This window comes from Streptomyces sp. NPDC056527 (assembly GCF_042794475.1).
Lineage (GTDB): Bacteria > Actinomycetota > Actinomycetes > Streptomycetales > Streptomycetaceae > Streptomyces.
This window is the reverse complement of the sequence record NZ_JBHTTQ010000019.1, coordinates 32,609-59,419: the sequence shown is the minus strand read 5'-3', so window position 1 is coordinate 59,419 and position 26,811 is coordinate 32,609. Positions and strand designations below refer to the sequence as shown.

Sequence of the window (26,811 nt, the reverse complement as noted above, 5' to 3'; positions counted from 1 at the left end):
GGACCTGTCCCATGCCCGCAGATCGCGCCGTGCGCGGTTGGCTCCCGGCGGCGGCCACCGTGTTCGCCGCCGGGTGGGGCGCGAACCAGTTCACACCGCTCGCGGTGGTGTACCGGACCCGGGAGCACTGGCCCTCCGTCCCGGTCGCCGCCATGTTCACCGTCTACCTGCTGGGGCTCCTGCCCGGTCTGCTGTTCGGCGGCCCGTTCGCGGACCGGCTCGGCAGGCGGCGCGTGGTGCGGTACGCGCTGGTTCTGTCCGCCGCCGCCAGCGCTCTCCTGGCGGCGGCGGGCATGTCTCAGAGCGCCGTGTACGTCAGCCGTCTGGCCACCGGCCTCGCGGCAGGCGTGATCCTGACCGCCGGCACCGCATGGCTGGCAGAGCTGTCCTCCGGCGCGAAGCGCCCCGGCGCCGGTGCCCGCCGTGCGACGTACGCCACGGGTGGCGGCTTCGCCGCCGGGGCGCTGACGGCGGGCGTGCTCGCCGAATGGCTCCCGCGGCCGACGGTGCTGCCCTGCCTCGTCCACTCCCTGCTGGTGCTGCTGGTGCTCGGCGCGACCGCCGCCGTGCCGGAGACCGCACGGCCTTCCTCGGTCGCCCCCTGGGTGCCGCGGCTCGGCCGGCTGAGCCGGGCGGCCGTCACGCACCCCCGCTTCGTGCGGGTGGTGCTGCCGGCGAGCCCGGCGGTCTTCTGCGCCGCCACGGTCGCCTACGTCGTGCTGCCCTCGTTGGTCGCCGACCGCGTTCCGGGGTACGCACCGGTGTTCAGCGGGCTGGTGACGGCGCTGACGCTCGGCGTGGGCATGGCCGTCCAGCCGCTCGCGGGCCGGCTGGACCACGCGCACAGCGCGCGGGCGACCCTTGTCTCGATGGTCACCGTGATCGGCGGTCTGCTGGTGGGCGCCTGCGCCGTGTCCGGGGATTCCGCGGGCCTGGTGCTGGCGGCCGCGGTCCTCCTGGGCGCCGGATACGGCCTCACCCTCGCCTCGGGGCTCATGGAGATCGAACGCCTGGCGCCACCGAGGGCCGTGTCCTCGACGGCGTTCCTCCACCAAGGCGCCACCTACAGCGGCTTCCTGACGCCGCTGCTGCTCGCGGTGACCGCGGGGGCCGCTCCGTACCCCGCCCTGCTGGCGGCTCTGGCGGCCGTGGGACTGGTGTGCCTGGTGATCACCGCGCGGCACAGCCGCCGGAGTCTTCCCTGATGGCGTGGGAACGCGGCGGGACGCGCCGCGGGTCATATCGTCGGCCCTCGGACCGGGACCGGCCGCGACCCGACGGCACGGTCCGGCCTCCTGTCCGGTTCCCGCCGGCCGGACCGTCGCACGAACTCAACCGCACGACAGCGTCGGAGCAGGCTTCGGCGAGAGGAGCAGACCATGGGACGAGTGACCGTACGGCGGCGGGTGCTGCGCGTTCGGGAGGGGGTGTCCTCGCACCGACCGGACACCCTGGCCGCCGAGGAGCCGATGGAGATCCGGGTCGGCGGGCGCCCTCTCACCGTCACGATGCGCACCCCCGGCGACGACTTCGACCTGGCGGCCGGGTTCCTCGTGAGCGAGGGCGTGGTGCATGCCGCCGCCGACGTGGCGGGGATCCGCTACTGCGCGGGCGCCACGGCCGACGGCGGCAACACGTACAACGTGGTGGACGTCGTCCTGGCCCCGGGCATCGCCGCCCCCGACGCGTCGCTGGAGCGGAACTTCTACACCACCTCCTCGTGCGGTCTGTGTGGCAAGGCCAGTCTGGACGCGGTGCGCACCACGGCGGCGTGGTCCGTCGCCGAGGACCCGCTGCGCGTCGCACCGGACGTGGTGACGGCCCTGCCGAACCGGCTGCGGGCGGCGCAGCGGGTGTTCGACACCACCGGTGGCCTGCATGCGGCCGGACTCTTCTCCGCCGACGGCGAGCTGCTGTGTCTGCGGGAGGACGTCGGGCGGCACAACGCCGTCGACAAGGTCGTGGGCCACGCCCTGCGGTCGGGTCTGCTGCCGCTGCGCGATTCGGTGCTGATGGTGAGCGGCCGGGCCTCGTTCGAGCTGGTGCAGAAGGCGGTGATGGCCGGCATCCCGATGCTGGCGGCCGTCTCCGCCCCGTCCTCGCTCGCCGTGGACCTGGCCGAGGAGAGCGGGCTGACCCTGGTCGGGTTCCTGCGCGGCGCCTCGATGAACGTCTACACCGGAGCCGAACGCCTGCAACCGCTGCCCGTGGCATGACAGCACCCTGGTCCCGCCGCGCCCCGCGACGTGCGGCCCGGGCTGGCTTTCGGACGAGTGGTCAGGTAGACCCGTAGCGTGCTGTTCCGTCAACTCGAGTACCTGGTCGCCCTCTCCCGGGAGCGTCACTTCGCCCGGGCCGCCCAGGCCTGCTACGTCTCCCAGCCCGCGCTCTCCGAGGCGATCCGGAAGCTGGAGGAGGAGCTGGACGTCCCACTGGTCCGGCGCGGCCGCAAGTACGAGGGCCTCACGCCCGAGGGCGAGCGCATCGTGGTGTGGGCCCAGCGGATCCTGGCCGACCGCGACGCCCTCAAGGACGAGGTCGGCGCCCTGCGCACCGGGTTGAGCGGCACGATACGGATCGGCTCGGTCCCGACCGCCGTCGGCGCCGTCTCCCTGCTGACCGCCCCGTTCTGCGTCGCCCATCCGCTGGTGACGGTGGAGGTGATAGCGGACCTTCGGTCGCAGGACGTCCTCCGGCAGCTGCGGAACTTCGAGATCGACGCCGGGATCACGTATCTGCACAAGGGTTTCTCGGAGGACTTCCGGTCGGTCCCGCTGTACGAGGAGCGGTACGTGCTGCTGACCAGTGCCGCCGACATGCCCGCGCACCGGGCCACGGCGACCTGGGCGGAGGCGTCCCGGCTGTCCCTGTGTCTGCTGACGGGTGCCATGCAGGGCCGCCAGGTGCTGGACGAGGTGTTCGCGGAGGCCGGGGTGGAGCCGTCGCCCCGGGTCGAGACCGATTCGGTGGCCGCGCTGTTCGCCCATGTCAGGACGGGCCGGTGGGCCAGCGTCGTGCCGCACACCTGGCTGCACGTCTTCGGTGTCCCGCACGGCATGAGGGCGGTGCCGCTGGTCGAGCCGGCGCGCACGGTGCCGGTCGGTCTCGTGGTCACCGCCCGGCAGCCGGGTTCGGTCATGGCCAGGGCCCTGACGGCCGTCGCGCGGGAGACGGATGTGGCCGCCGCCCTGGACCACCTTCCGGGAGATCCCGCGCCCTCGTAGGCGCCGGCCCGCCCGCGCGCCGTCGCGTCAGCCGGACCGGCCGCCGAGGTACCGCAGCGCGGACCGCGCCGCCCCGGCGCCGCACATGCCATGGGCTCCGGGGCCGGGCGGCGCGGCGGCCGAGCACAGGAACACCCCGGGCAGGCCGGTGGTGTACGGGTCGAGTGCCGGGCGGGCCCCGAGGAGGAGTCGGGGCATCGTCTTGGCGCCCGTGAGGATGTCTCCGCCCGCGAAGTTGGCGTTGGCGGTGGCGAAGTCCGCGGGCCGGGTGGCCCGCAGGCCCACGACGCGTTCGCGTACGCCGGGGGCGAAGCGCTCCAGCTGGCGCAGGATCGCCTCGGTGGCGTCGCCTTCGTAGCCGTACGGAACGTGGGCGTACGTCCAGACGGGGTGGATGTTCCCCACCGACCGCGAGGGGTCCGCCAGATACTGCTGGCCGACCAGGACGAAGGGGCGCTCCGGCATCCGGCCGGCCGTCACGTCCCGCTCCCCCCGCGCCACCTCGGCGAGCGGCCCGCCGAGGTGCACGGTTCCCGCGCGACGGGCGTGTTCGTTCGTCCAGGGCACGCCGCCCTCGACGGCCAGGTCGACCTTGAAGGCTCCGGGCCCGCGACGGAAGCGGCGGTACGCGGTCCGTACGCGGGATGGCAGGCGGTCGCCGTACACCGACGCGATCTGGCCGGGGTCGAGGTCGAGGAGGGTGACGTCGGCGGGCGGGATCTGTGCGGCGTCCGTGATGCGCACGCCGGTGTGGAGGGTGCCGCCGTGCTCCAGGAACACGGCCGCCATGGCCCGGGTGATGGACTGTGAGCCGCCCTCGGCCACGGCCCATCCGGCGGCATGCCCGGCGGTGAGGATGCCGAGTCCGATCGCCGAGCTGAGCGGGTGGGAGAGCGGGCGGAAGGCGTGGGCCGCGACGCCGGCCCACAGGGCCCGTGCCCGGGGGGTACGGAAGAGGCGTGCGAGCACCGCGGCGGGCAGGACGGTGGGCAGTCCGAACCGGGCCAGCAGCAGGGGGTGCGACGGGATCCGCAGCAGAGGGCCCATGACGTCGTCGGCGAGTGCCTCCCACTGCCGCACCGAAGGCTCCATCAGGGCCCGGTAGCGGCCGCCGTCGGCGCCGAGCCCCGCGGCGGTGTCCTCGACGGAGCGCAACAGCACCCCGGCCGTGCCGTCGTCCAGCGGATGCACGCAGTCGATGTCCGGTAGCAGCCAGCGCAGCCCGTGGCGTTCCAGGTCGAGCGATCGGAGCGCCGGCGAGGTGACGGCCATGGGGTGGACGGCCGAGCAGTGGTCGTGCAGCAGTCCCGGCAGGATCGCCTCGTGAGTGCGGGTTCCGCCGCCGGCCTCGTCGGCGGCTTCGAGGACGGTGACCTCCAGACCCGCCTTCGCGAGCAGGGCCGCGGCGGCGAGCCCGTTGGGACCGGCTCCGACGACGACCGCGGACGTCATGAGGCGAAGCCCAGGGGCGGGAGGGACGAGGGCGGCGTCGTGGGTCTCATGGGTCCGAGTCTGCCGCCGGAGGGGCCGGCCCTCCAAACAGACCTCGGCGAGCCCGTACCGGCCGATGTCAGCCGGTGACGAGTCCGACGACGAGGTTGATGGCGGTGGCGAGGATGCTGGTGCCGAAGAGATAGGACAGGAGCGAATGCCGTAGCACCACCGCGCGGATCGTCGCGCTCGACACATCGGTGTCGGATACCTGATAGGTCATTCCGAGGTTGTAACTGAAGTAGAAGAAGTCCCGGTACGCGGGCGGCTGATCGGAATTGAAGTCGATCCCTCCCCCTGAATTCCCGTAGTAGAGGAACGCGTAGCGGGTGGCGTACATGAGGTGAAGCGCCGCCCAGGCCATGAACACGCCGCTGAGCGCGGTCGCTGCTGCGGCGTGACCGGTGTCGGTTCCGCCGCGCAGGAGCAGGACGACGATGCTGCCCAGTCCGCACAGGGCGACCGCGACGATGACGACCTCGTCCGTCACGGGCCGGAAGTCCTCGCGTCGGGCCTCGCGCCGGGTGGTGGCCGCGTCCAGCGGCCACATCTGGATCCAGCCCGCGACGACGAATCCCGTCTCCGTCACGGCGATGCCGGCGAGAACGCCCAGCGGTGCGTCGGCCAGGACGCCGATGACCCCGCCCATCACCACTCCGACGGCCACCGAACAGACAAGCCGGGAAACCGCGGACCGCGGCAGCCAACGTCTCATGGGCCGTCACATTAGCGGCGCCCCTGTGACCCGCCGGACCGCCGGGCCGCGATTTGCCGGACTCCCCACGGAGTGCGGTAATTGAAATTGGCTGGACGACCGATTCCCCGCGTATCACGGGAGCAGGAATGACCGGTGGACCCGAGCCCATCAACGCCGTCGCTCTGCGGGCGCTCCAGCAGGAACTCGCCGACTTGCGCGCCGAACGGGATTCGGCGGCCGCGACCCTGCGGGGCGAGGATCCTGTGGGCGACCGGGCGGACGAGGCGGACGAACTGCAGCGCGCCTCGGAGGTCGCACGTCTGGACAGACATATCGCCGAGATCGAGGGCCGGATCCGGGAGGCGTCCGTCGCGGGCGCACCGCCGACGGATGTGATCGGGGTGGGCAGCAGCGTCACCGTACGGTTCGCGGACGGGACGGAGTCGACCCTGCAGGTCGGCGAGGTGGCGGAGGAGCTGGACCTGACCCTGGTGACCGCGGACAGCCCGCTCGGGCATGCGCTGCTCGGGCACCGCGCCGGGGACACGGTGACCTACCAGGCGCCCGATGGCCGCACGACGGCGGTCGTCCTCTCCCTCGGCGACATCCACGGCTCGTCGTAGCGCGCTCGCGACCGCTTCAGGACGTGAGGACGACGACCGCCTCGTCCGTGTACGTCAGGAAGGTCAGCGTCTCCTGGAAGTACAGCTCGATGCCCTTCGCGTCGTGCGCGGTGTAGCCGATCGCCAGGTCCTGGCCGAGGAGCAGCTCGAAGTCGCCGCCCCGGGTGGACAGGACGAACGCGCCGCGCAGTGCCGGCGCCCAGATCGGGTCGCCGCCCAGGATCCGGCCCAGGTGCGCCGCGATGGGGTAGCCGTGGTCGGAGGTCTCGCTGACCGCCGTGTACGCGTCGGCGCCGAGCAGCAGCGCGTACGGCCCGTCGACGCCGGCCAGGCGCAGCGAAGTCAGGGCCCTGCTGATCGTGTCGGGGTAGTCGCGCGGCTCGGCGGGCAGGGCCAGCTCCGGGTTGGACGTCCGCGACCGCAGCCCCTCGATGCCCGCCGCCGCGTATCCGTCGAAGACCGCGCGGTCCTCCGCGAAGGCCATGGCTCGTGCCGCGTCCTTCACGGGCTGCCAGTCGGAGTCGTGCGAGCCGCGCTCGACATCGTCCACGGCGGCCCGGCTCACGGTGAACGGAACGCGCAGTTCGACCAGTCGGCGTGCTTCGCGCAGCCGCGCGGTGACGCCGGGGGCGGGCGGGTCGATCTCGTCGAGGTGTCCGGTGCCGGCGGCGGCGAGACCCGGGCCCGCCGGGTCGGGGACGTCGACGACGCGGCGACCGGCGACATGGCGGCGGAAGGTGCGGCGCGCCTCCTCCTCGATCTCGGCCCAGGCGGCGGGGGTGATGGGGGCGAGTTCGCGGTGCAGGTTGTCGGGGACGGCGGGGTTCGTCATGACGCTCAGGCTCCTTTGAGGCTGCCGATGCGCAGGGATTCGCCGCGGTGGGCGGTTCCGGGAGCCGGGGCGGGGAGGTCGCCGAGGAGGTCGGCGCTGGGTACGAAGAAGAGGCCGCCGGTGACGGCCGTGGAGAAGTCGAGGATGCGGTCGGTGAGGCCCGGCGGGTCACCGAGGAACATGTTGCGCAGCATCTGTTCGGTCACGGCGGGAGTCCGCGCGTAGCCGATGAAGTACGTGCCGAACTCGCCGCGGCCGACCTCGCCGAACGCCATGTTCTCGCGCACGATCTTCTGTTCGGTGCCGTCGTCGTCGACGACGGTGTTGAGCGCGACGTGCGAGTCGTCCGGTTTGACGTCGTCGGGGAGTTCGACGTTGGACGACTTCGTGCGGCCGATGACGTGTTCCTGCTCCTCGACGCTGAGCGACTGCCACGCCGCCATGTCGTGGACGTACTTCTGCACGACGACGTAGCTGCCGCCGAGGAAGGGCGGCTCGTCGTCGGTGACGAACACGGCGTCGTCCGCCTGCCCGCCCTCCGGGTTCTCGCTGCCGTCGACGAAGCCGAGGAGGTCGCGCTCGTCGAAGTACTTGAAGCCGTGCACCTCGTCGACGACGGTCACGGCGGCGCCCAGCGCGTCGACGATGAGCCTGGCCAGTTCGAAGCAGAGGTCCATACGGCGGCCGCGTACGTGGAAGAGCAGATCGCCCGGGGTCGAGGGCGCTCGGTGCCGGGGGCCCGTCAGCGGGGTGAAGGGGCGGAGTTCGCGCGGGCGCGGACCGCCGACGAGGCGGTCCCACGCCGTCGAGCCGATGCCCGCGACGCAGGTGAGGGCGGAGTCCGGCGAACGGAAGGCCACGGAGCGCGTCAGCCCGGCGAGATCGGCCAGCGCGTCCCGTGCGGCTGCCTCACCGCCGGGGTTCAGTGTGGCCACGAGGAACACGGCGGCTCTCGGCGGCGGTACGACGACGGGCTGCGTGGTGACCACGTGACTCCCGGCAGACATTCGGGCATGAACAGTGGCAAAGGATGCGGCGCCAGCGTATCCGGCGCGAGGGCGCGACGCAGTCCGGGCGCCGCCGTCAGCAGGCGCCGACCCACTCCCGCGCGCCGCCGGCGAAGGTCTGGTGCTTCCAGATCGGCACCTGGTGCTTGAGGTCCTCGACCAGGCGCTCGCATGCCGCGAACGCCTCGGCGCGGTGCGGGCTGGAGACGGCCGCGATCACCGCGACGTCGCCGATCGCGAGAGAGCCGGTCCGGTGCACGGCGGCCAGGGCGAGGACGGGGAAGTCGGCGAGGACCTTCTCGGCCACCCGGCGCAGCTCGCCCAGGGCTCCCGGATGGGCGCTGTACTCCAGGGAGGTGACGGCCTTGCCGCCGTCGTGGTCACGCACCGTGCCGACGAAGACGGCGGTGCCACCGGCGGCGGGGTCGCCCACCGCCGCGTACACCTCGTCGAGGGAGAGCGGGGTGTCGCGTACGGCGAGCAGGCGTACGGGGTCGTCGGCGATGTCCGGCGCGTGCGGCATGGTTCACGTCCTGTCGGTGGGCTGGGCGGTGGGGAACGGGGGGCGGGCTGGGGTACCGAACGGTGTGGTGACCGCTTCCCCGGCTCTTCCTGCAATCACGTGGAGGCGGGCGGTCATCGGACGGGGACGTCCAGAACCTCCGTGACGGCGCCTTCGCCGAGTCCGCCCGGTGGGACCACCGCCAGGGCGTCGGCGAGCGCGAGTCCGCGCAGCATCGCCGGGCCGTCGAAGGCCAGGGGCGTCGCCGAACCCGCGGAGAGCCGCACCGGCAGCACCCGGGTGTCCCGTGCGTGCCCCGGCAGCGGCGCGGCGGCCACGGCTGCGCGTGGAGCCCCGTCGGAGTGTCCGCCCAGCCGGCGCAACAGCGGCGCCGCCAGGGTGACGGTGCCGGCCACGGCGGCCAGGGGGTTGCCGGGCAGCCCCACGAGGAGCCGGGGCCGGCCACCTGCCACGGACGGGAGCTCCGCGAGCAGCATGGGATGGCCCGGCCGGACGGCGACGGAGTCGACGATCAGCCGGCCTTCCGCCCGGTCGATCGCGAGGTGCAGGAAGTCCACGGGCCCGGCGGCCGTGCTGCCCGTGGTGACCAGGACATCGGCGGGCGAACGCCGTACGGCCTCGCTCAGCGGATCGAGGGCGTCGGCCAGTCGTCGTACACCGGTCACCTCGGCGCCGAGGCGGTGCAGCCAGGGCGGCAGCAGCGGGCCGAGCGCGTCGCGCACCCGTCCGTCCCCCGGTGGGCCGGAGTCGAGCAACTCGTCGCCGAGGAGCAGGAGTTCGACCGTGGGACGGCGGTGGACGGCCAGCCTGTCGTACCCGGCCGCAGCCGCCAGGCCCAGCACGGCCGGCGTGACGGTCGTGCCGGCCGGGAGGAGCGATTCACCGGCCCGGCATTCCTGACCGCGCGGCCTGATGTCGCGGCCCGGAGCCACCGGGTCCGGCGAGCGGTGGCGCAGAAGGCCATCCGGTGCCGTTCGCTCACCGTGCTCGCGGCGCAGGACCGCGGTCGCGCCGGACGGCAGCGCGGCGCCGGTGGCGATGGGTACGGCAGTGCCGTGGTCGAGCGGTCGGGGCCGGACACCGGCCAGCACCTCTCCGTCGTACGGCCGCCAGGGCCCGGGTCCTGCCACTGCCCAGCCGTCCATCGCGGCCGTGTCGAACGACGGCAGGTCGGTGAGGGCGGGCAGCGGTTCGGCGAGGGCGTGGCCGAGAGCCTCGGACAGTCCCCGGGAGACGACCGGGAGCGGCTGTCCGGCTGCCGCGCGGGCGGCCGCCCGCGCCTGCTCCCACGGCATCGCCGGTACCGGCGCGGCAGTCCGGGCGACCCCGCCGAGGCGGTCGAGAGGAGCCACGCGTATGCCGCTCACGCCGACCCCGGCCTCTGCGCCCGCTCGGTCGCCCACCGCTCGGCCAGGGCCGCCACCCGGCCACAGGCCCGGGTGACCGCTTCCGGTCCCCCGCCGGCCCGGGCGGCGGCGTAGCCGACCAAGAAGGAGGTCAACGGCGCCGCGGGGCGGGCGACTTCGTGCGCGACCACCTTGGTCGTGTCGAGCAGTCCGGCGACATCGACGTCCAGGTCGATGCCGAGTTCGGCCTTGACTTCGTCGATCCAAGCCTTCACTGCGTGCACCTCTCGGCTGCGTGGGGGTGTTCGGGGTGTCTGCCGGTCATCCGCCGATGGCGGACATCGGGCGCTCGGGCCGACGGAAGTCGGCGCTGTCGATGGCGTGGCCGGGGCCTTTGCCGGCCACCGAGGCGCGCCACGCGGCCTCGATCGCGGCGTCGTCGGCGTCGCCGCGCAGCAGGGTCCGCAGATCGGACTCCTCGGTGGCGAAGAGGCAGTTGCGCAGCTGGCCGTCCGCCGTGATCCGGACCCGGTCGCAGGTCCCGCAGAACGGGCGCGTGACGCTGGCGATGACACCCACGACGGATTCGGTGCCGGCGATCCACCACTCCTCGGCGGGGGCGTTGCCCTCCCGGCCGATCGGGGTGAGGTCGAAGCGCTCCCCGATGCGGTCCAGGATCTCCGTGGCGGTGACCATCCGGTCACGGTCCCAGGCGCCCTGCGCGTCCAGCGGCATCGACTCGATGAAACGCATCCGGTACCCGTGCTCGACGGCGAAGGCCACGAGGTCGGGGATCTCGTCGTCGTTGACCCCGCGCACCGGCACCGCGTTGACCTTGACGGGCGCGAGGCCGGCGTCCCGCGCGGCGCGCAGGCCCTCCAGGACGTCCGCGAGCCGGTCGCGCCGGGTGATCTCGGCGAAGCGTTCGGGACGGAGCGTGTCGAGGCTGACGTTGAGCCGGTCCAGCCCGGCCTCGCGCAGCGCGGTGGCGCAGCGGGCGAGGCCGATGCCGTTCGTGGTGAGCGACAGTTCGGGGGCCGGGTCCAGGGCGGACAGCCGGGCGACGAGGGCGGGCAGGCCGCGGCGGAGGAGCGGTTCGCCGCCGGTGAGCCTGACTTCGCGGATGCCCAGGTGCCGGGTGGCGATGCGGACCAGGCGTACGACCTCGTCGTCGGTGAGCACTTCGGTCCGGGGCAGCCAGTTCAGGCCCTCCGCCGGCATGCAGTAGGTGCAGCGCAGATTGCAGCGGTCGGTGAGCGAGAGCCGCAGGTCCGTGTGGACCCTGCCGAATCGGTCCAGGAGCGGACGGGGCCGCGCGGAGTGTGGTGACACTGGCTCGCCTTTTCGTCGGCACGCATTCCATTCACGAGCCATCTTCGGCAATTCTCGCGAAGCGTGTCAAAAAGGCATTTCAGATCGCTTGATAAATACCGCCTATCGCAATCCCGCCCCCCGCCGTTCCTTTTCCGTCGGTACGGCTCATCCTCCGGCGGGCGTGATGGTGACCTTCACATGCTTCATGATCGGCTGGTCGCTCTGGGTGCTGTAGTCGCCTAGCGCGCACAGGACGTTCATCTCGGGCATGTAGCCGGCCGCGCAGCCGCGCGGAATGTCGTACGGAATCGCCAGATAGCCGTCGAGATGACGCCGGCTGCCGTCCTTGGCGGTGCTGGTGATGTCGACTGGGTCGAACTTCGAGATCCCGCGTTCGCGCATGTCGTCCTGGTTCATGAAGACGAGGGTGCGCAGGTTCTTGACGCCGCGGTAGCGGTCGTTGTCGGAGTAGATGGTGGTGTTCCACTGGTCGTGGGAGCGCATGGTGCCGAGCGCCAGCATCCCGGGTTCCGGGAGGACGTCGGGGAGTTCGGCGGTGGAGAACTCGGCGCGCCCGGACGGGGTGAGGAAGACGAGTTCACGCGCGGGCTGCTTGATGCGGAAGCCGAGCGGCAGCCGCACGCGGCGGTTGAAGTCCTCGAATCCGTCGAGGGCTTGGGCCATGGTGTCGCGGATGCGGTCGTAGTCCTCGATGTACCACTCCCACGGCGTCTCGCTCCCGGGCAGGGCGGCGCGGGCCATGCCGGCGACGATCGCGGGCTCGGAGAGCAGGTGCGAGGAGGCCGGGCGCTTCATGCCGACGGACAGGTGCACCATGCTCATGGAGTCCTCGACGGAGGTGCTCTGAACGCCGTTGCGCTGGTCGTCCTTCTCGGTCCGGCCGAGGCAGGGCAGGATGAGCGCCCGGCGACCGTGGACGACGTGGCTGCGGTTCAGCTTGGTGCTCACCTGGACGGTGAGCTCGCAGCGGCTGAGCGCCTCGTACGTGTACGGGGTGTCGGGCGCGGCGAGGGCGAAGTTGCCGCCCATGCCGACGAACACCTTCACATCGCCGCGGTGCATCGCCTGGATGGTGCCGATGGTGTCCAGGCCGTGCTCGCGCGGCGGCTCGATCTCGCAGGTCTTGGCGAGGCGGTCCAGGAACTCCTCGGTGGGGCGGTGGTCGATGCCGCAGGTGCGGTTGCCCTGGACGTTGCTGTGGCCGCGCACGGGCGAGGGCCCGGCGCCCTCCCGGCCCAGATTGCCGCGCAGCAGAAGGAGGTTGACGATCTCCCGTACGGTGTCGACGCCGTGTTCGTGCTGGGTGAGGCCCAGGCACCAGCTGATGATGCTGCGGTCGGCCTCGCGGTAGACGCGGGCGGCCTCGAGGATGCCGGCGCGGCTGATCCCGGACTGGAGCTCGATCTCGTCCCAGGGCGTGGCCTCGCAGCGGGCACGGTACTCCTCGAAGCCGGCGGTGTGGCGTTCGATGAACTCCCGGTCCAGCGCCTTGGGATCGGAGTCGGACTGTTCCAGGATCGCCTTGGCCATGCCCCGTACGAGCGCCATGTCGCCGCCGATGCGCGGCTGGAGGTTGAGGGTGCTCGTCCGGGTCGAGTGGAAGGTGGCCATGTCCTTGAAGTCGTGCGGGATGATCGCCCGGGTGGCGCCCGCCTCGACCAGGGGGTTGATGTGCACGATCTTGGCGCCGCGGTGGTGCGCCTCGGAGAGGGCGGTGAGCATCCGGGGCGCGTTGGACGCGACGTTGACGCCCATGATGAACAGGGCGTCGGTGGTCTCCCAGTCCTTGAGGTCGACGGTGCCCTTTCCGGTGCCGAGCGCCGCCTGGAGGGCGCGGCCGCTGGCCTCATGGCACATGTTGGAGCAGTCGGGCAGGTTGTTCGTGCCGAGCTCCCTGGCCATGAGCTGGTACAGGAAGGTGGCCTCGTTGCCGAGCCGGCCGGAGGTGTAGAACGACGCCTGGTGCGGGGAGTCGAGCTCGCGCAGCGTGCGCCCGACGAGTTCGAAGGCGTCCTTCCAGCTCACGGGGGTGTAGTGGTCCGTGTCGGGGTCGTAGACCATCGGCTCGGTCAGCCGGCCCTGGTTCTCCAGGTCGTAGTCGCTCCACCCGGACAGTTCGGTGACCGAATGGGTGGCGAAGAACTCCCGGTCGACCCGCTTGCGGGTCATCTCCCAGGTGACGTGCTTGATCCCGTTCTCGCAGATGTCCAGGTGCAGGCCCTTGGTGTCGTCCGGCCAGGCGCACCCGGGACAGTCGAAGCCGGTGTTCTCGTGGTTCATCTTCATGATGGCCCGCGGCCCGTCCACCAGCGCGCCCTCGCGCGCCATGAACCGCGTCACGCTCTTGGCCGCGCCCCACCCGGCGGCCGGATGGTGATAGGGCTGGAACTCCGGCTCGGCGTCGGGCTCGGGGCCCACCCGCGGTTCCGGTCGTTCCTGCTCTTCGGGAGAGGCGCTCAAGGTCCTCACCTTCCGCCGTGCGGGCGTGGGGCCCGGGAGGTGGCCGTTTTCCTCAGCCTAGGCGCGCCCCGCACGCCCCGCGATCTCAGCTGGGCCGCCCGCACCCGGGAGTGCTCGACCTCGGCCGTCATCCGTTGCCCGCGCACCTCCTCCGTGCGGACGTCCGGCCGGGTGAGCGAGGAAAGTGCTGGCCGGCGAGGTCCCCTTGGACGATCATGGCCCGCATGAGCGATCAACCCGCGCGATGGACCCAGGCCACCGTCTACCCCGACATGTGGACCGACCCGGACAACGACCCCCGTGACGGCGACGGAGAAGGCCCGGAGGGCGAGCTCGCCACGCTGCTGGACTTCCTGGCGGGGTATCGCATGACCCTGCGGATGAAGTGCGAGGGCCTGGACGCGGAGCAGCTGGCCCGTCGGTCGGTTCCCCCGTCGACGATGTCGCTGCTCGGTCTCGTCCGCCACCTCGTCGAGGTGGAACGGGACTGGCTCAGCTGGATCAGCGGCGATCCGGTACCGAAGCTGTACGGCGTCAAGGACGCCGACTTCCACGGTGCCGTCGCCGAACAGGCCGTGGTCGACGCCGCCTTCGCCGATCTGGAGCGTGAGCAGGCCGCGACCGACGCCGCGCTCGCCGAGCACGTGGATCTGGGCGAGCGCCTGCCGAAGGACGGGATCGCGGTACGGGAGCTGATGGTGCACCGGATCGAGGAGTACGCCCGTCACTGCGGGCACGCCGACCTGCTGCGCGAGTGCGTCGACGGCAGGGTGGGCCAGTGACGAGCTGACGGGCGGCGGTCGCCTCGCGCGGGATCAGGCGAGATCGACCACCGCCTTGTGCGTCGCGGCGAGGGTTCCCGGGGTGATCCGCAGTCGCAGCTCGGCTCCCGTGGACACCACCTGGACCGTCGCGTCCTTCGACCGTACGGCCGGGACGGGGCGGCTCCACGTGAGGTCGATCGTCGCCCCGTCGCGCAGGGGGCCGGAGACACAGATCGTGGCGGTGGCGCCGGACTCGCGGATGAGGACGGACGCGGGTGCGCCGGCCGTGACATCGCCTACCGTGCCCGGGAGCCAGAAGTTGATCCCGGTGAGGCCCAGCGCGGGGACCCGGACGCCCTGGTGCTCGTTGGTGTTGGCCAGAACGCCGAGCCAGTTCGTGTCGGCCGCGCGCGCCGACGTCTCCGCCTGGGTCGCGCCGGGCATCAGGACGTAGGCGTACGTGGCCCAGGTGGGATCGGTGCCGTGGTCGAACCAGAGCGTCAGATACCGGCGCGTGAACGGATCGGTCACGGCGCCCTTGTTGACGTCCGACCAGGCACCCGTGCGGGCGACGCGCGTGGCCTTCAGCGAGGTGGCACCGCCGGGGAAGACGTACCCCGCGTGCCCGGCGAGATGCGCCCAACGGGCACCGGTGAGGGTGGCGCTCCAGCCGAGGGCCGCGGACTGGGCCGCTCCGTCGACGGTGAAGGCGTGGACGCCGGTCTCCCCGAGGTTGCGGTTCTCCACCACCGATTCGACGCCCGTGCCGTCCCGTCCGTGGATCCCGGAACCCAGACAGACGACCGCGTCGTCCAGGAAGAACCAGGACTTCTTCGCCAGGAGCGTCGAGGACAGCCCCTTGAGGTACTGGCCCACGGCCGCGTACGTTCCGTCGGTGGTTCCACCGACCCAGCGCACATCGGGCCTGGCCGCGCCCCACACGCCGCCTTCGCCGTCGGCGAGCGGCTTGCGGGACGCGGTGGTGCCCGGCAGCCGGTACGGGTCGACCGTCGGCCAGAAGTGGTCGCTGTACTGGCCGTTGGCGAAGTCGTCGCCCCACCAGTAGAGCATTCCGGAGCCGCTGTGCCAGGCACGCAGGTTCTCGCCGTTGCCGTTCTCGTAGTACGTGATCCGGTTCGACGCCATCGACAGCGCGGCCGCCCAGCCCGCGCGCCGGTGCACGGACCGGTCCATGCCCGGGAAGAGACGGTGCCCGTTCGCCTCGGGACTCGCCGCGGCCGTACCGCCGTCGACGGCCTTGAGGCGGGCGAGGGCGGAGACACCGAGAGCGGGGCTCGCCAGCAGCGGGCTGTAGTAGTCGCGGGCGATCCAGCCCTTGACCATGCCCTCCCAACGGGCCTTCTCCGCGGCCGAGGCGCTCTGCGCGAGCAGCGCGACGCAGGCGATGATCGAGTGGCCGCGCAGATGGTCGTCCTGCCGGACGCCCCGGGTGTCCGACTTCTGTACGCCGCGGCTGATCGCCCGCCCCGAGACGGCGTCCATGGCCAGGCCGTTGAAGAGGAACGGCGCGTACGCCTTCTCCACGGAGTCGAGCACGACCTGCCGTCCGCTGTCGGTGACCTCCCAGGTCGAGCCCTTGAGCAGGGCGAACAGCATCGAGAGACCGCCGAGCATGACGGCGCCGTACGAGCCGGCGTAGGGAACGTAGGTGTGCTGGACGAAGCTTCCGTCGGCGTAGAGCCCGTCGCCGCTCGTGACGTACGGGAAGACCGGCGAGAGCGCGTCGCGGGCGAGGGCGAGCTTCGCGGGGGACTTGCCGACGACCCCGCGCAGGGCGAGGACCCGGCACAGGTCGACCCGGTTGGCGCCGGTGGAGGTGCCGGTGTAGTTCGCGACGGCGCTGTCGGGGACGAAGTGGTCGACGGCTGCGCAGTGTTCGGCGATGCGGGCGGTGCCGAGGTGCTCGTACAGGAGGACGTCGATGTCGAGGAGCGCCTGCGGGACGCCGATCTGCCAGCTGTACCAGTTGCCGTAGCGGGCCTGGCTCGCGTTGTAGGCCTGGTCGTGGAGGTGGTCGAGCCCGGCGAGGATCTCGGTCCGCAGGGCCGTGTCGCCGGTGAGGCCCGTGCCGGGCTGGGCGTACGCCTCGGTGAGGGTGCGGAGCCGGTTGTAGCTGGTGTTGAGGTTTCCGGAGTACGTGTACGACTCCGCGTCCGTGTCCGGCTCGGGGTCCGCGTACGGCAGGTCCGGCCAGAGCGAGCCGCTCGCCGGGGCCATGGCGGCGCGCAGGTCACGGGCGGTGGCGCCGAGCGCGGCGAGCTTCGAGGCGAAGGGTTCGGCGGTCGGGACGACGTTCACGCCGAGGAGCAGGTCCCGCCACTTCGGGCGCAGCGTGTCGTACGCGTCGGCGGCGTGCGCGGGTGTCGCGGCGAGCGGTGCGACGGCGGCAGCGCCCAGAGCCGCCCGCAGCAGGCCGCGGCGGGAGGGCAGGGAGGCGGGGACGGAGGAGTGCATGGCGGAGCGGACCTCCAGGGGAAGGGCGCCCGGCAGTCGGCACCGGGCGTCAGAATGCCCGGTGCAGAAAGCGATTTCTACCCCCTGGAAGCCGGGATTCCCACGCCACGCGGGAAACTCGGAGCCGTTCCCTCCAGGGCGGCGGTCGGCAGAGCCCGACGACGCGCCGTGCCGGACGGCGTCACATGGCCGCGGACCATCCCGGAACCGACGGCAGGACCTTCTCGGCGATGCGGAGCAGCACCGTGTCGTCCGGCACCTGACCGTCCTCGCGCCACAGGGTCACTTCGAAGGAGCCGCCGGTGTCCTTGGCGTTCCGGGCCACGACGACGGTGCGGGCCGGGACGCCCGGACCGGCCTCGGCGTCGCTCCCGTCGAGGCGGAACCTGATGCTGATGGTCTGGTCCGAGTGGAGGACCGCCGGGCGGCCCAGGACCGTCCGTCGCTTCGCGTCGTTCCACAGGATCGAGGGCTCCCCGCCCACCGGACGGCCGTCGTAGGTGGCGGACAACGTCACGGTGTACGTCCCGATCTCGACCTCGGCCGACGGAGTGGCGATCCGTTCGCCGTCGCCGAGCCCGGAGGAACCGTCGCTGCCATGGGCGGACTTCACGGGCTCCGTCGGCGTACCCAGCAGTCGCGCGAGGTCGGAACGGTTCAGCACCTCGCACAGTTGCGTCCCGGTGACGCGCCCGGGCTCCGCCGGCGTCTTCTCGGGCTCCCCGTCGGAGCACGACGCGGGCCCCGAGCCGCTGGTGACGATGCTCGTGTCCATCGCCCAGCCCGCCACCCAGAGGCCGACGCACAGGGCCGGTACCAGGACCAGGCCCGCGACGGCCTGCCGTACCACCGCACGCCTGGAGAGCTCCGTCGTGTCGTCCGCCATGTCCCCCGCCTGCCCCGATCCCCCGATATGCGCCCGGGGACCTTAACCCGTGATCATCGGGCGGACAAGGCGATTCGGGGGGCGGGCTGTCGATCAGACGGACACGTTCCTGCTGAACCAGCCGCTGAACACCGCGTCGGCGTCGGCCGCACGCTGCTCGGCCCGCTCCAGGACCCTCTCGGCCTCCGCCCGCCAGGTCGCCGCGTCCGCGCGGGGCGGGGGCACGAAGGGGCCCCGCCCCGGCGCTTCGGCGGCCGCGCCGAAGAAGTCGCCGCCCTTGCGCCTGAAGTCGTCCGTCCCCCATGCGCGGCCGGCGCCGTGCAGCGGCACCTTCTGCAGATGCGGGATGTGCTTGGCGCAGTGGATGTACGCCTCCTCCACGGCGACCTCCACCCACACCTGGGCGCGGCGGCCGGGCACGGGGTCGGAGGCGAGCCCGGCGTGGGCGCGGCGCATCTCGTCGTCGGCCACGACCCGTGCCGTGCCGTTGACATGGAGGCCGATGCGGTCCTGGAGGAAGTCCATCATCAGGATGCCGACGTGCGGGTTCTCCTCGATGTTGCCGAGGCTGGCCTGGACGCCGTTGCCCCGGTACTCCGGGTAGGCGAGGGTCCGGTCGTCCAGGACGTGGAGGAAGCCGGGCGGCCCGGCCCGGAAGGTGTTGTCGCACTCGCCGTGCCGGTCGGCGGTCGCCAGGAAGAACATCTCCTGGCGCGCCGCGAACTCCCGCATCCGGGTGTTGAGTCGGTCCAGGACCTGCTCGGCGTAGAACTTGTCGGCGCGCTCCGCGGTGCCCATGCGCTGCTGGACGTGATGTTCGCCGTCACTGCCCGGGCGGGTGGTGCGCAGGGGCGTCGCCTGCCGCTGCCCGGACTGTTCGAAAGTGCTCAAGTCGTTGCCCCGACCAGTTCCTCGATGGAGTCGTGCCGTATGCGATGGGTGGGGATGCCGATGCCCACCAGGGTGTCGACGCTGCGCCGGATCATGCCGGGCGGTCCGGACAGGTACGCGTCGTACGTGTGCCACGGGCCGAACTCGCGCACGGCCTCCGGGATGCCGCCGGACAGCAGGCCCACCGGACCGTCGTCCACGACCGGGCGGACCGAGAGCCACGGGTGCGACTGCTGGAGCCGCAGCATGGTGTCGATGTCGTAGAGGTCGTTGTTCCGGCGGGCGCCGTAGAACACGTCGACGGTGCGGCGGCGGCCGTGCTGGGCCACGTCCTCGACCAGGGCCTTGATGGGCGCGATGCCGGTGCCGCCGCCGAGGCAGAGCAGCCCGTTGTCGGTGTTGTGGTCCACGGTCATGGATCCGGAGGGGGGACCGATCCTGATCACATGGCCGGGACGGGCGCGGTGCACGAGCGAGTTGGAGACCCAGCCCGCCGGCACGGCCTTCACATGGAAGGAGAGCAGCCCGTCGGAGCGGGGCGCGGAGGCGAAGGAGTAGTGCCGCCAGACACGCGGCCACCAGGGGGTCTCCAGGGAGGCGTACTGCCCGGCGAGGAAGGGATAGGGCTGGTCCGGCCGGACCGTCACGACCGCGATGTCCGGCGTCCGCATGTCATGGGCGACCACCTCCGCCTGCCACCAGGCGGGGGCGCGCAGCTCGTCCTCGGCAGCCGCGTCGATCATGATCTGGGAGATGGCGGTGTAGGCGCTCACCCAGGCGGCCTCGGTCCTCGGCCCCCAGCTCTCCGGGGCGTAGCGGGAGAGGGCGCCGATCAGGCACTCGCCGACGGCCGGGTAGTGCTCGGGAAGCGTGCCGTACTTCCGGTGCCCGCGGCCGAGGTGGGACAGGTACGTGGTCAGCGTGGCGGCGTCGTCCGCATGGGTCGCCGCGGTGAGCAGCGCCTTGAAGAGGCGGTCGCGCTGGGTGTCCATCGCCGCGGGGAAGAGGTCCCGCAGGTCGGGGTGGCGGAGGAAGAGCAGGGCGTAGAAGTGTGAGGTGACCTTGTCGGCGATCGGCTCGATCTCGGCCATGGTGCGGCGCAGGAGACCGGCGTCGGAGGTGTCCTCGGGCGGCGGGGCGGGGGCCGTCGGCTCGGGCGCCGGAGCGGGTCTCGGCGCCGGGGCCGGACTCGGGGTGGCGGCGGGCTGCCGGCTCGGAGCGGCGTCCGCGGCCGGTCTCGGCGCCTGCGCGGGGACGGAGGCCGGGGCCTGGGCCGGGTTCGCGGCCGGAGCCGGGCGCTCGGGTGCCGCACGGCCTCGGTCGGCACCGTTGCCCACCGGGCGTATCGGGGTGACGGGGCGACTGGGTATGCGGTCCTCCGCGCCCCGGGGTCCCGGCCCGTCCTGGTGAGGCTGCGGGCTTCGACCGAACCAGCCCGCTTCCCGACTGCCGCCACCGGAGCCGGCTCCGGGGCTGACGCCGGACCTGTCGCCGTCGGCCGACGTGGGGGTCGGAGCATCCATCGGTTTGCCTCGCCTCGAACTTCTTTCGGTCGGTCTTCGTACGTGGGGTCCGAGTGTGCCCCGATTTCCCTCTCCCTATCGGAATTCCCGGCGTTCGCCCCATCCCTTCAAATCTGGTGCTATGCACCGCACTTGATTTACGAGGGGCGCCCAGGCGTTCGAACGGGCTCGACCATACCCCGCTCGCGTGAATCCATGAACGGGAACTTCGGCCATCACGGCGGCGTCGAGTTCAGGCTGGTCAGCGTCGCGAGAGGCCCAGGAACTCGAACGTTTTCACGAGTTACCGACGAGTTCGAGCGATGCGACAAGCCGTTCATCACGCGACTCGTAGGAATTCGCTGACGGAAAAGGTACGAGGCGACTACAAGCCCTCACACCGTGGGCGCGGGCTCTTCACGTTTCCCGCGCATGAGCCGCTGCCACAGGAAGGTGTGGAGCAGGGCGTCGTTGTGGGCTGCCTGTTCGTTGTCGCCGGCGCCCGCGTGGCCGCCGCCGGTGTTCTCGTGGAGCAGGACCTCGTGGCCGAATTCGCGCAGTCGCGCGGCCGTCTTGCGGGCATGACCCGGGTGGACACGGTCGTCACGGGTGGAGGTCATCAGCAGGACCGGCGGGTAGACACGGTCCTCGGCGAGCCGGTGGTAGGGCGAGATCGCGCGGAGGTGGGGCCGATCGGCTTCGTCGTCCGGATTGCCGTACTCGGCGATCCAGGAAGCCCCGGCGAGGAGCTTGTGGAACCGGAGCATGTCGAGCAGCGGCACCTGGGCGACGATCGCGCCGAACAGCTCCGGGTGGCGGGTGAGCATCGCGCCCATGAGCAGCCCGCCGTTGCTGCCCCCGGCCGCGCCGAGCATGGCGGGAGTGGTGATGCCCCGTGCCACGAGGTCCGCGGCGACGGCCGCGAAGTCCTCGAAGGCTCGCGGCCGGTGGGCTCCGAGCGCTGCCTGGTGCCAGTCCGGTCCGTACTCGCCGCCGCCCCGGATGTTCGCGATCACGTACGTGCCCCCGCGCTCCAGCCACGCACGGCCCTTCACGGCGCCGTAGTAGGGGGTGAGGGAGACCTCGAAGCCTCCGTAGCCGTAGAGCAGGGTCGGTCCGGGGCCGGTGGTGGTGCGGTCGGGGCCGATGACGAAGTACGGCACCCGCGTCCCGTCCGGGGAGGTCGCGAAGAACTGCTCGACCGTCAGGCCGGCCGTGTCGAACCGCGCCGGAGCCTGCTTGAGGATCTCGGTGTCGGCGCCGATCTCTCCCCGGTAGAGGGTGGAGGGTTGCAGGAACCCCGACACATCCAGGAAGTACTCGTCGGAGAGGTCGGGATCCGTGTCCACGACGGTGACGGCCGACAGCTCCGGAACGTCCGTGAGCGGTGTACGTGCCCAGGCGCCTTCGGAGTCAGGGGTGAGGACCTCGATGCGGGTGCTCACGTCCCTCATCGTCTCCAGGATCAGATGCCGGCGGGTCCACGAGTGCCCGGCCAGCGCGGTCCTCTCGTCCGGCGTGAACAGCACCGCCGCCGTCCGGTCGCCCGCCAGGAACGCGTCGAATTCGAACGCCAGCAGGGAGCCCGCCCGTTGCCCGAGCCAGTCGGACTTGAGGGTGACGATCAGATGCCGGCGGTGGACGTAGGAGTCCGCGTCGTCGGGAACGTCGATCTTCACGAGCGTGTCGCCGGCGGCGAGGACGTACGTCTCGCTGCGGAAGAAGTCCAGGGAACGGGCGACGAAGTCCCGCTCGAAACCGGGCGTGGTGTCGCGCCACCCCGACGCCGCCACATCGACTGTGTCCGCCGAGAAGACCTGCTCGGCCTCCTCCAGCGGCGTACCGCGCCGCCATCGGCGCACGGTGCGCGGATAGCCGGCGTCCGTCAGCGAGCCCGGCCCGAGGTCCGTGCCGATGAAGACGGTGTCGGCGTCGATCCAGCCGATGCGCGTCTTCGCCTCCCCGACCTGGAACCCGTCGTCGACGAAGACCCGCGTGGCGAGGTCGAACTCACGGACCACCACGGCGTCCCCACCGTCGCGCGAGAGACACACCAGGGCCCGGTCGTACGCGGGGTGGCGGACCCGCGCCCCCGCCCACAGCCACTTCTCGTCCTCCGCCGCGGCGAGCGCGTCGAGGTCGAGGACGTCCTCCCACTCGGGGGCGTCCTTGCGGTACTGCTCGAGCGTCGTACGCCGCCACACGCCGCGTACGTGCGCCGCGTCCCGCCAGAAGTTGTAGAGGAACGCTCCGCGACGAGCGGTGTAGGGGATGCGGTCAGAGGCGTCCAGCGCCTCGCGCAGGCTCTCCTTCAGGGCGGTGAAGTCCGCGTCGGCGGCCAGTGCGGCCGCCGTCTCGGCGTTCCGCTCGGCCACCCATTCCAGGGCGGCCTCGCCCTCCACGTCCTCCAGCCACAGGTACGGGTCGTCGTCCTCGCGCGGCGTCGTCATGGAGGGCCGATCACCAGGGCCGGAGCGTGAACGGCGCGACCATCACCAGGATCGTCGACGACCGGCCGAGGACACCGATCCGCCGCCGCTCAGGATCGCGACCCTGGCCCCATGCGCCGGACTGGTGCGGTGTGTCTCCCATGGCCCCACCCTACGGCCCCGCGATCCGGCGGGCGGAACACCTGGCAGATCGAGGCGATGGGGCTCTATGATCACCGCGATGACTACTCACTCTCTCCACAGATTGGGGGACCCGTCCACGCAAGGTGAGTGCTGATGCTCACCGACACCGCGTACGGGAATTCCCCGCTTTCCTTCTGGCTGCGCGTGCGAGAGTTCGCCGTGCCGCCCTCCATGATCGAGACCGCGACCGCCCGCCGCTCCGCCGGTGACTGGGCAGGAGCCTGCGCCGCCGCCGGCGTGGACGTCGATCTCGACCTGAGATCCGTCTCGCGCACCCACGGCCGGGAACTCGCGACCCGGGTGCGATCCGACCTCCGCCATCTGGCACCCGACCTGTTGCGCTGGCATCTCCCGAGGGTCGCTCCCGACGGACTGCTGCGCCCTGGTCTGACCATCGCCCTGGCCCGCTACGAAACCGTCGGGCCGGACGGCGCGGGCCCGGTCCACCTCGTGGTCCGTACCCCGCCCGCGTGGGCGGACGGCGGTCAGCGCATCAGCCTCGCGCTGTGGGACGGATCGCACTCCGAGCCGAGCGCCCGCCGCCATCCGCACCCCCATCCGAGCCGGCGGTTCCGTCTCGACCTGCATCGCCATCTGTGGGACGCGCGCAGGACGGACGAACTGCGGACCCGGTCCGGATCCGCGCCGCCGCCGGACGACGGCCGTCCCCCGACGATCCCGGATGTACGGGGGACGGTGCCGCGGGACCTCCGCTGCGCCGTCGACCGGTGGGCCGACGAGGCTGGCCTGCTGCTCCGGGCCGAGGGACGGGCCGCCGGCACCGTCACGGTGCGCGTCGGGTCCCGGCAACGGCTGCTCCTGGACCTGGTCGCGGACCGGGACGGCCTCGGACCACCCTCGATGCGGATCGCCGAGGCGCCCGCGGACGGCGGCGTCTCCGCGCTGCCGGTACTGCCCGACGCGGCGACCTGGGTGCTGCCCGACCTCGAACTGCTCCATGGCGGACTGATCGAGGCCGACCGGCTGCACCCACTGGTCGCCTCCGCACTCGTACCCGGTCTGCCTCGGCCCGGGTCACGGCCGTCGGACCGGACGGGGCAGCCTCACATCGTGGAGTGCCGGGGAGCCCGTCACCGGATCGGTCTGGTCGACGGGGTGCTGTCCCCGCTGGACCACGACCCGGTCGAGATCCGCCGGGAGGAGTTGCTGGCCGCGCTGTCCGGCACCCCGCTCCCCTGTCTCCAGGCCATCGACCGGGCGCACCGTCGTCCGGACTGCCTCGAGGGGGTCCGCGACCGCCTGCACCACGGCGACATCGCCGGCGCGCTGGCCGTCGTCGAGGGCCTGCTCGGCCGTGACGCGACTCTGCGCGACGGCGCGCTGCGGGACGAGCTGGAGGCGGCCGCCCAACGGCGCCTGACCTACGGCCTGTTCAGGGCCGGGCTGATCGGCCCCGGCCCCGGCCGTATGCGGCCCGGGCCCACCAGGCGCCCCGGCCACCGCACGCGCCCGCGGCACGCCACCACCCACTGACCCGGGGCTTCGTCCCCGCACCCCCTTCATCTTCTTCACGACGAGTCCTCAGGTGATCACCCATGCCTTCGTACGCCCCGTCCCAACTCGTTGTCGCCGGCGACCTGCTGGCCCTCCTGCGCGACACCACCACGGAACCGCGCCCCGACCCCCAGCTGGAGGCGCTGACCCTGGCCGTCGCCGCCGACCTGCCCGTGCTCCTGTGGGGTGAGCCGGGGATCGGCAAGACCGCGGCCCTCACCCAGCTCGCCGACACCCTGGACCTGCCGCTCACCACCGTCATCGCCAGCGTGCACGAGCCGTCGGACTTCGCCGGCCTGCCGATCATCGGGGACGATCCCGCGGAGCAGGGTGTCCCGATGGCCCCGCCGGACTGGGCCGTACGACTCGTACGGGCCGGCCGAGGGCTGCTGTTCCTCGACGAGCTGTCCACCGCCCCGCCGGCCGTGCAGGCCGCCCTGCTCCGCCTCGTCCTCGAACGCCGGATCGGGGCCCTGCAACTGCCGCCCGGCGTACGCATCGTGGCCGCCGCCAATCCGCGGTCCTCGGCGGCCGACGGCTGGGAACTGAGCCCGCCCCTGGCCAACCGGTTCGTCCATCTCCAGTGGGTCCACGACCACGAGGTCGTCGTCCGCGGCCTCGGAGGGACCTGGCCCCGGGCGACGCTGCCCCGGCTCGACGCGGCGAGGATCCCGGAGGCCGTGGCCTTCGCCCGCCGTGCGGTGTGCGGGCTGCTCGGCGCCCGGCCCAAGCTCGTCCACCAGATCCCCGGCAACGAGAGCCGCAGGGGCGGCCCGTGGCCGTCACCCCGCAGCTGGGAGATGACCCTGCATCTGATCGCCTTCGCGACCGCGGCCGGCTCCTCCCGGGACGTGCTGTCCATGCTGGTCAGGGGAACCGTCGGCGACGGTCCCGGTCTTGAGCTGCTCGCGAGTCTGGACCGGCTGGACCTCCCGGACCCCGAGACGCTGCTCGCCGACCCCGCGAGCGCCGTCCTGCCCGAGCGCGGAGATCTCCGCCAGGCCGTGCTCGACGGTGTGGTGGCGGCGGTCCGCGCCCGCCCGGAGAAGTCCCGCTGGGACTCGGCGTGGGCGCTGCTGGTGCGGGCGATGGAGACCGGAGCCCCTGACCTGGTGGTCGTCCCCGCCACCACCCTCGCCTCGCTGCGCCGGGAGGAGTGGGACGTGCCGGAGTCGATCGAACGGCTCGCCGGAGTGGTGTCCGTGTCCCGGCGCGCCGACCGGGCATGCGCCCGGGCCGCGCTCGCCACACAGGCCGGCCGATGAGCGCGGACGCACCGGGAGCACCGAAGGCCCTGGACCGCGACAAGCTCTTCGCCGCCCGGCTCCAGGCCGCGCGGGTGCGGCCGTATCTGGCGACGGCTCTGTTCGCCCTGCACACCGTGGAGTCGACGAGGGTGCCGACGATGGCCGTCGACCGGTACTGGCGCTGCTATGTCTCACCGGCGTTCGTCGACCGGACCCCGGTGGAGGAACTGGCCGGGGTATGGGTGCACGAGGTCTCGCATCTGCTGCGCGACCATCACGGACGCGGTGACCGGCTGGCGCGGGCGCACGGACTGACGGGCCCCGGGGAGCGGCTGCGGATGAACATCGCCGCGGACTGCGAGATCAACGACGACGTGTTCGGCGACGGCCTGGTCCGGCCCGAAGGCGCCGTCCTGCCCGAGACGTTGGGGCTCGACCCGGGGCAGCTCATGGAGGAGTACCTGCGCCGGTTCTCCCTCGGGGCCCGGACACGGGACATCGCCTGGCTGGACTGTGGAAGCGGCGCCGACGGGCTCGAAAGGGAGTGGGACCTCGGGCCGGACGGAGCGCAGGGGCTCAGTGCTCAGGAGCGGGACGCGGTGCGGTTCCGGGTGGCGCAAGGGATCACCGGCCGTCCCGGAACCGTCTCGAAGGCATGGCAGCGGTGGGCGGAGGAGGCTTTCCATCCTCCGCAGCCCTGGCGGGATCTGCTGGGCGCGGCCATCCGCTCGGCGGCGGCCCGCTCGGGAGCGGGCGAGGACTACACGTACGGCCGGCCGGCCCGGCGGTCGGCCGGACTGCCGGGCGTGGTGCTGCCGAGTCTGCGGCGGATGCCGCCCCGGGTGTCCGTGGTCATCGACACGTCCGCCTCGGTCAGCGACGCCGAGCTGGGCAGCGCCCTCCTCGAGGTGGCCGCGATCTCCCGTGCCGTGGGCGGCCGTCGGGACCTCGTCACCGTGCTGCCGTGTGACGCGGCGGCCCGGTTCGTGCACCAGCTGTGCCGTTCCGAGGGGATCCCGCTGATGGGCGGTGGGGGTACGGATCTGAGGACGGGCTTCGCCAAGGCGCTCGCGTCACGGCCGGCGCCCGATGTGGTCGTGGTCCTGACCGACGGTCAGACACCGTGGCCGGAGACCCGGCCTCCGTGCCGCACGGTGGTGGGGCTGTTCCCGAGGCCGTACTCGAACCGTTCGTGGGACGAGGACGATCCCGACTACGTCCCCGACTCGCCGCCCGACTGGGCACGTGTGGTCGACATCGGGTAGCCCCTGCGCGTGAGGAGCGCCGATCGGGTACCTCGCGGACCGCACCCTCTCCACCAAGTCATCGCACCTGTCGAAAACCTGCACATCGTGCGCGT

The 26,811-nt window shown here is 72.4% G+C and carries 23 protein-coding genes; 8 read left to right on the top strand and 15 right to left on the bottom strand.

All coding sequences use genetic code 11. The features are described 5' to 3' along the window. Nucleotides 1-11 precede the first annotated feature (11 nt). The 3 genes from ACFQ7Q_RS13235 (at nucleotide 12) to ACFQ7Q_RS13225 (ending at nucleotide 3,224) form a co-directional block, all read left to right on the top strand. Nucleotides 12-1,205, top strand: a complete 1,194-nt coding sequence (locus ACFQ7Q_RS13235; protein ID WP_383553476.1) for an MFS transporter — start codon at nucleotides 12-14, stop codon at nucleotides 1,203-1,205. A gap of 174 nt (nucleotides 1,206-1,379) precedes the next feature. After that, complete coding sequence (gene fdhD, locus ACFQ7Q_RS13230) at nucleotides 1,380-2,216, top strand: formate dehydrogenase accessory sulfurtransferase FdhD (RefSeq protein ID WP_383553472.1); 837 nt, start codon at nucleotides 1,380-1,382, stop codon at nucleotides 2,214-2,216. Nucleotides 2,217-2,294: 78 nt separating this feature from the next. After that, on the top strand, nucleotides 2,295-3,224 hold the full coding sequence (locus ACFQ7Q_RS13225) for a LysR family transcriptional regulator (RefSeq protein ID WP_383553470.1): 930 nt from the start codon (nucleotides 2,295-2,297) through the stop codon (nucleotides 3,222-3,224). 27 nt (nucleotides 3,225-3,251) lie between these two features. Here the strand turns inward: ACFQ7Q_RS13225 and ACFQ7Q_RS13220 are convergent, their stop codons facing one another. After that, on the bottom strand, nucleotides 3,252-4,676 hold the full coding sequence (locus tag ACFQ7Q_RS13220) for a phytoene desaturase family protein (RefSeq protein WP_383553467.1): 1,425 nt from the start codon (nucleotides 4,674-4,676) through the stop codon (nucleotides 3,252-3,254). Between the two features lie 118 nt (nucleotides 4,677-4,794). Beyond that, the gene (locus ACFQ7Q_RS13215; protein WP_383553464.1) at nucleotides 4,795-5,430 is read right to left on the bottom strand and encodes a DUF1345 domain-containing protein; all 636 of its coding nucleotides are present in this window, start codon (nucleotides 5,428-5,430) and stop codon (nucleotides 4,795-4,797) included. Nucleotides 5,431-5,558: 128 nt separating this feature from the next. Here ACFQ7Q_RS13215 and ACFQ7Q_RS13210 point away from each other — a divergent pair, with 128 nt between their 5' ends. After that, nucleotides 5,559-6,035, top strand: a complete 477-nt coding sequence (locus tag ACFQ7Q_RS13210; protein WP_383553461.1) for a GreA/GreB family elongation factor — start codon at nucleotides 5,559-5,561, stop codon at nucleotides 6,033-6,035. 16 nt (nucleotides 6,036-6,051) lie between these two features. On the opposite strand, the gene ACFQ7Q_RS13205 is transcribed toward ACFQ7Q_RS13210, so the two are convergent. From ACFQ7Q_RS13205 to ACFQ7Q_RS13175, 7 genes are all read right to left on the bottom strand, one after another. Continuing rightward, nucleotides 6,052-6,867, bottom strand: a complete 816-nt coding sequence (locus tag ACFQ7Q_RS13205; protein WP_383553459.1) for a family 1 encapsulin nanocompartment shell protein — start codon at nucleotides 6,865-6,867, stop codon at nucleotides 6,052-6,054. Between the two features lie 5 nt (nucleotides 6,868-6,872). Beyond that, complete coding sequence (locus ACFQ7Q_RS13200; protein ID WP_383553455.1) at nucleotides 6,873-7,856, bottom strand: Dyp-type peroxidase; 984 nt, start codon at nucleotides 7,854-7,856, stop codon at nucleotides 6,873-6,875. Nucleotides 7,857-7,950: 94 nt separating this feature from the next. Next, on the bottom strand, nucleotides 7,951-8,397 hold the full coding sequence (locus tag ACFQ7Q_RS13195; RefSeq protein WP_383553453.1) for a molybdenum cofactor biosynthesis protein MoaE: 447 nt from the start codon (nucleotides 8,395-8,397) through the stop codon (nucleotides 7,951-7,953). 113 nt (nucleotides 8,398-8,510) lie between these two features. Further along, nucleotides 8,511-9,692 carry a molybdopterin molybdotransferase MoeA gene (locus ACFQ7Q_RS13190; protein WP_383553558.1) on the bottom strand — a complete coding sequence of 394 codons (1,182 nt, stop codon included), beginning with the start codon at nucleotides 9,690-9,692 and terminating at the stop codon, nucleotides 8,511-8,513. 68 nt (nucleotides 9,693-9,760) lie between these two features. Beyond that, a complete protein-coding gene (locus ACFQ7Q_RS13185) occupies nucleotides 9,761-10,018 on the bottom strand; it encodes a DUF6457 domain-containing protein (RefSeq protein WP_383553450.1) in 258 nt (85 codons plus the stop codon). 46 nt (nucleotides 10,019-10,064) lie between these two features. Beyond that, a complete protein-coding gene (gene moaA / locus ACFQ7Q_RS13180; protein WP_383553448.1) occupies nucleotides 10,065-11,075 on the bottom strand; it encodes a GTP 3',8-cyclase MoaA in 1,011 nt (336 codons plus the stop codon). Between the two features lie 147 nt (nucleotides 11,076-11,222). After that, nucleotides 11,223-13,538, bottom strand: a complete 2,316-nt coding sequence (locus ACFQ7Q_RS13175) for an FdhF/YdeP family oxidoreductase (protein ID WP_383553446.1) — start codon at nucleotides 13,536-13,538, stop codon at nucleotides 11,223-11,225. 215 nt (nucleotides 13,539-13,753) lie between these two features. On the opposite strand from ACFQ7Q_RS13175, the gene ACFQ7Q_RS13170 reads away from it, so the two are divergent. After that, the gene (locus ACFQ7Q_RS13170; protein WP_383553444.1) at nucleotides 13,754-14,320 is read left to right on the top strand and encodes a DinB family protein; all 567 of its coding nucleotides are present in this window, start codon (nucleotides 13,754-13,756) and stop codon (nucleotides 14,318-14,320) included. A gap of 33 nt (nucleotides 14,321-14,353) precedes the next feature. Here the strand turns inward: ACFQ7Q_RS13170 and ACFQ7Q_RS13165 are convergent, their stop codons facing one another. From ACFQ7Q_RS13165 to ACFQ7Q_RS13140, 6 genes are all read right to left on the bottom strand, one after another. Next, a complete protein-coding gene (locus ACFQ7Q_RS13165; protein WP_383553442.1) occupies nucleotides 14,354-16,777 on the bottom strand; it encodes a polysaccharide lyase 8 family protein in 2,424 nt (807 codons plus the stop codon). A gap of 181 nt (nucleotides 16,778-16,958) precedes the next feature. Next, on the bottom strand, nucleotides 16,959-17,663 hold the full coding sequence (locus ACFQ7Q_RS13160) for a DUF6215 domain-containing protein (RefSeq protein ID WP_383553439.1): 705 nt from the start codon (nucleotides 17,661-17,663) through the stop codon (nucleotides 16,959-16,961). 93 nt (nucleotides 17,664-17,756) lie between these two features. After that, nucleotides 17,757-18,461 (bottom strand): pyridoxamine 5'-phosphate oxidase family protein, encoded by a 705-nt coding sequence (locus ACFQ7Q_RS13155; RefSeq protein WP_383553556.1) that lies wholly within the window; start codon nucleotides 18,459-18,461, stop codon nucleotides 17,757-17,759. A gap of 89 nt (nucleotides 18,462-18,550) precedes the next feature. Beyond that, nucleotides 18,551-20,077 (bottom strand): globin domain-containing protein, encoded by a 1,527-nt coding sequence (locus ACFQ7Q_RS13150; RefSeq protein WP_383553436.1) that lies wholly within the window; start codon nucleotides 20,075-20,077, stop codon nucleotides 18,551-18,553. Between the two features lie 374 nt (nucleotides 20,078-20,451). Then, on the bottom strand, nucleotides 20,452-22,506 hold the full coding sequence (locus ACFQ7Q_RS13145; RefSeq protein WP_383553433.1) for a prolyl oligopeptidase family protein: 2,055 nt from the start codon (nucleotides 22,504-22,506) through the stop codon (nucleotides 20,452-20,454). A 10-nt stretch (nucleotides 22,507-22,516) separates the two neighbouring features. Beyond that, nucleotides 22,517-22,648 carry a hypothetical protein gene (locus ACFQ7Q_RS13140; protein ID WP_383553431.1) on the bottom strand — a complete coding sequence of 44 codons (132 nt, stop codon included), beginning with the start codon at nucleotides 22,646-22,648 and terminating at the stop codon, nucleotides 22,517-22,519. A gap of 134 nt (nucleotides 22,649-22,782) precedes the next feature. Here ACFQ7Q_RS13140 and ACFQ7Q_RS13135 point away from each other — a divergent pair, with 134 nt between their 5' ends. From ACFQ7Q_RS13135 to ACFQ7Q_RS13125, 3 genes are all read left to right on the top strand, one after another. Further along, a complete protein-coding gene (locus tag ACFQ7Q_RS13135) occupies nucleotides 22,783-24,183 on the top strand; it encodes a hypothetical protein (RefSeq protein WP_383553429.1) in 1,401 nt (466 codons plus the stop codon). 62 nt (nucleotides 24,184-24,245) lie between these two features. Next, nucleotides 24,246-25,469, top strand: a complete 1,224-nt coding sequence (locus tag ACFQ7Q_RS13130; protein WP_383553427.1) for an AAA family ATPase — start codon at nucleotides 24,246-24,248, stop codon at nucleotides 25,467-25,469. Then, nucleotides 25,466-26,716, top strand: a complete 1,251-nt coding sequence (locus ACFQ7Q_RS13125; RefSeq protein WP_383553424.1) for a VWA-like domain-containing protein — start codon at nucleotides 25,466-25,468, stop codon at nucleotides 26,714-26,716. Before ACFQ7Q_RS13130 ends, ACFQ7Q_RS13125 begins: the two co-directional genes overlap by 4 nt. Nucleotides 26,717-26,811 lie beyond the last annotated feature (95 nt).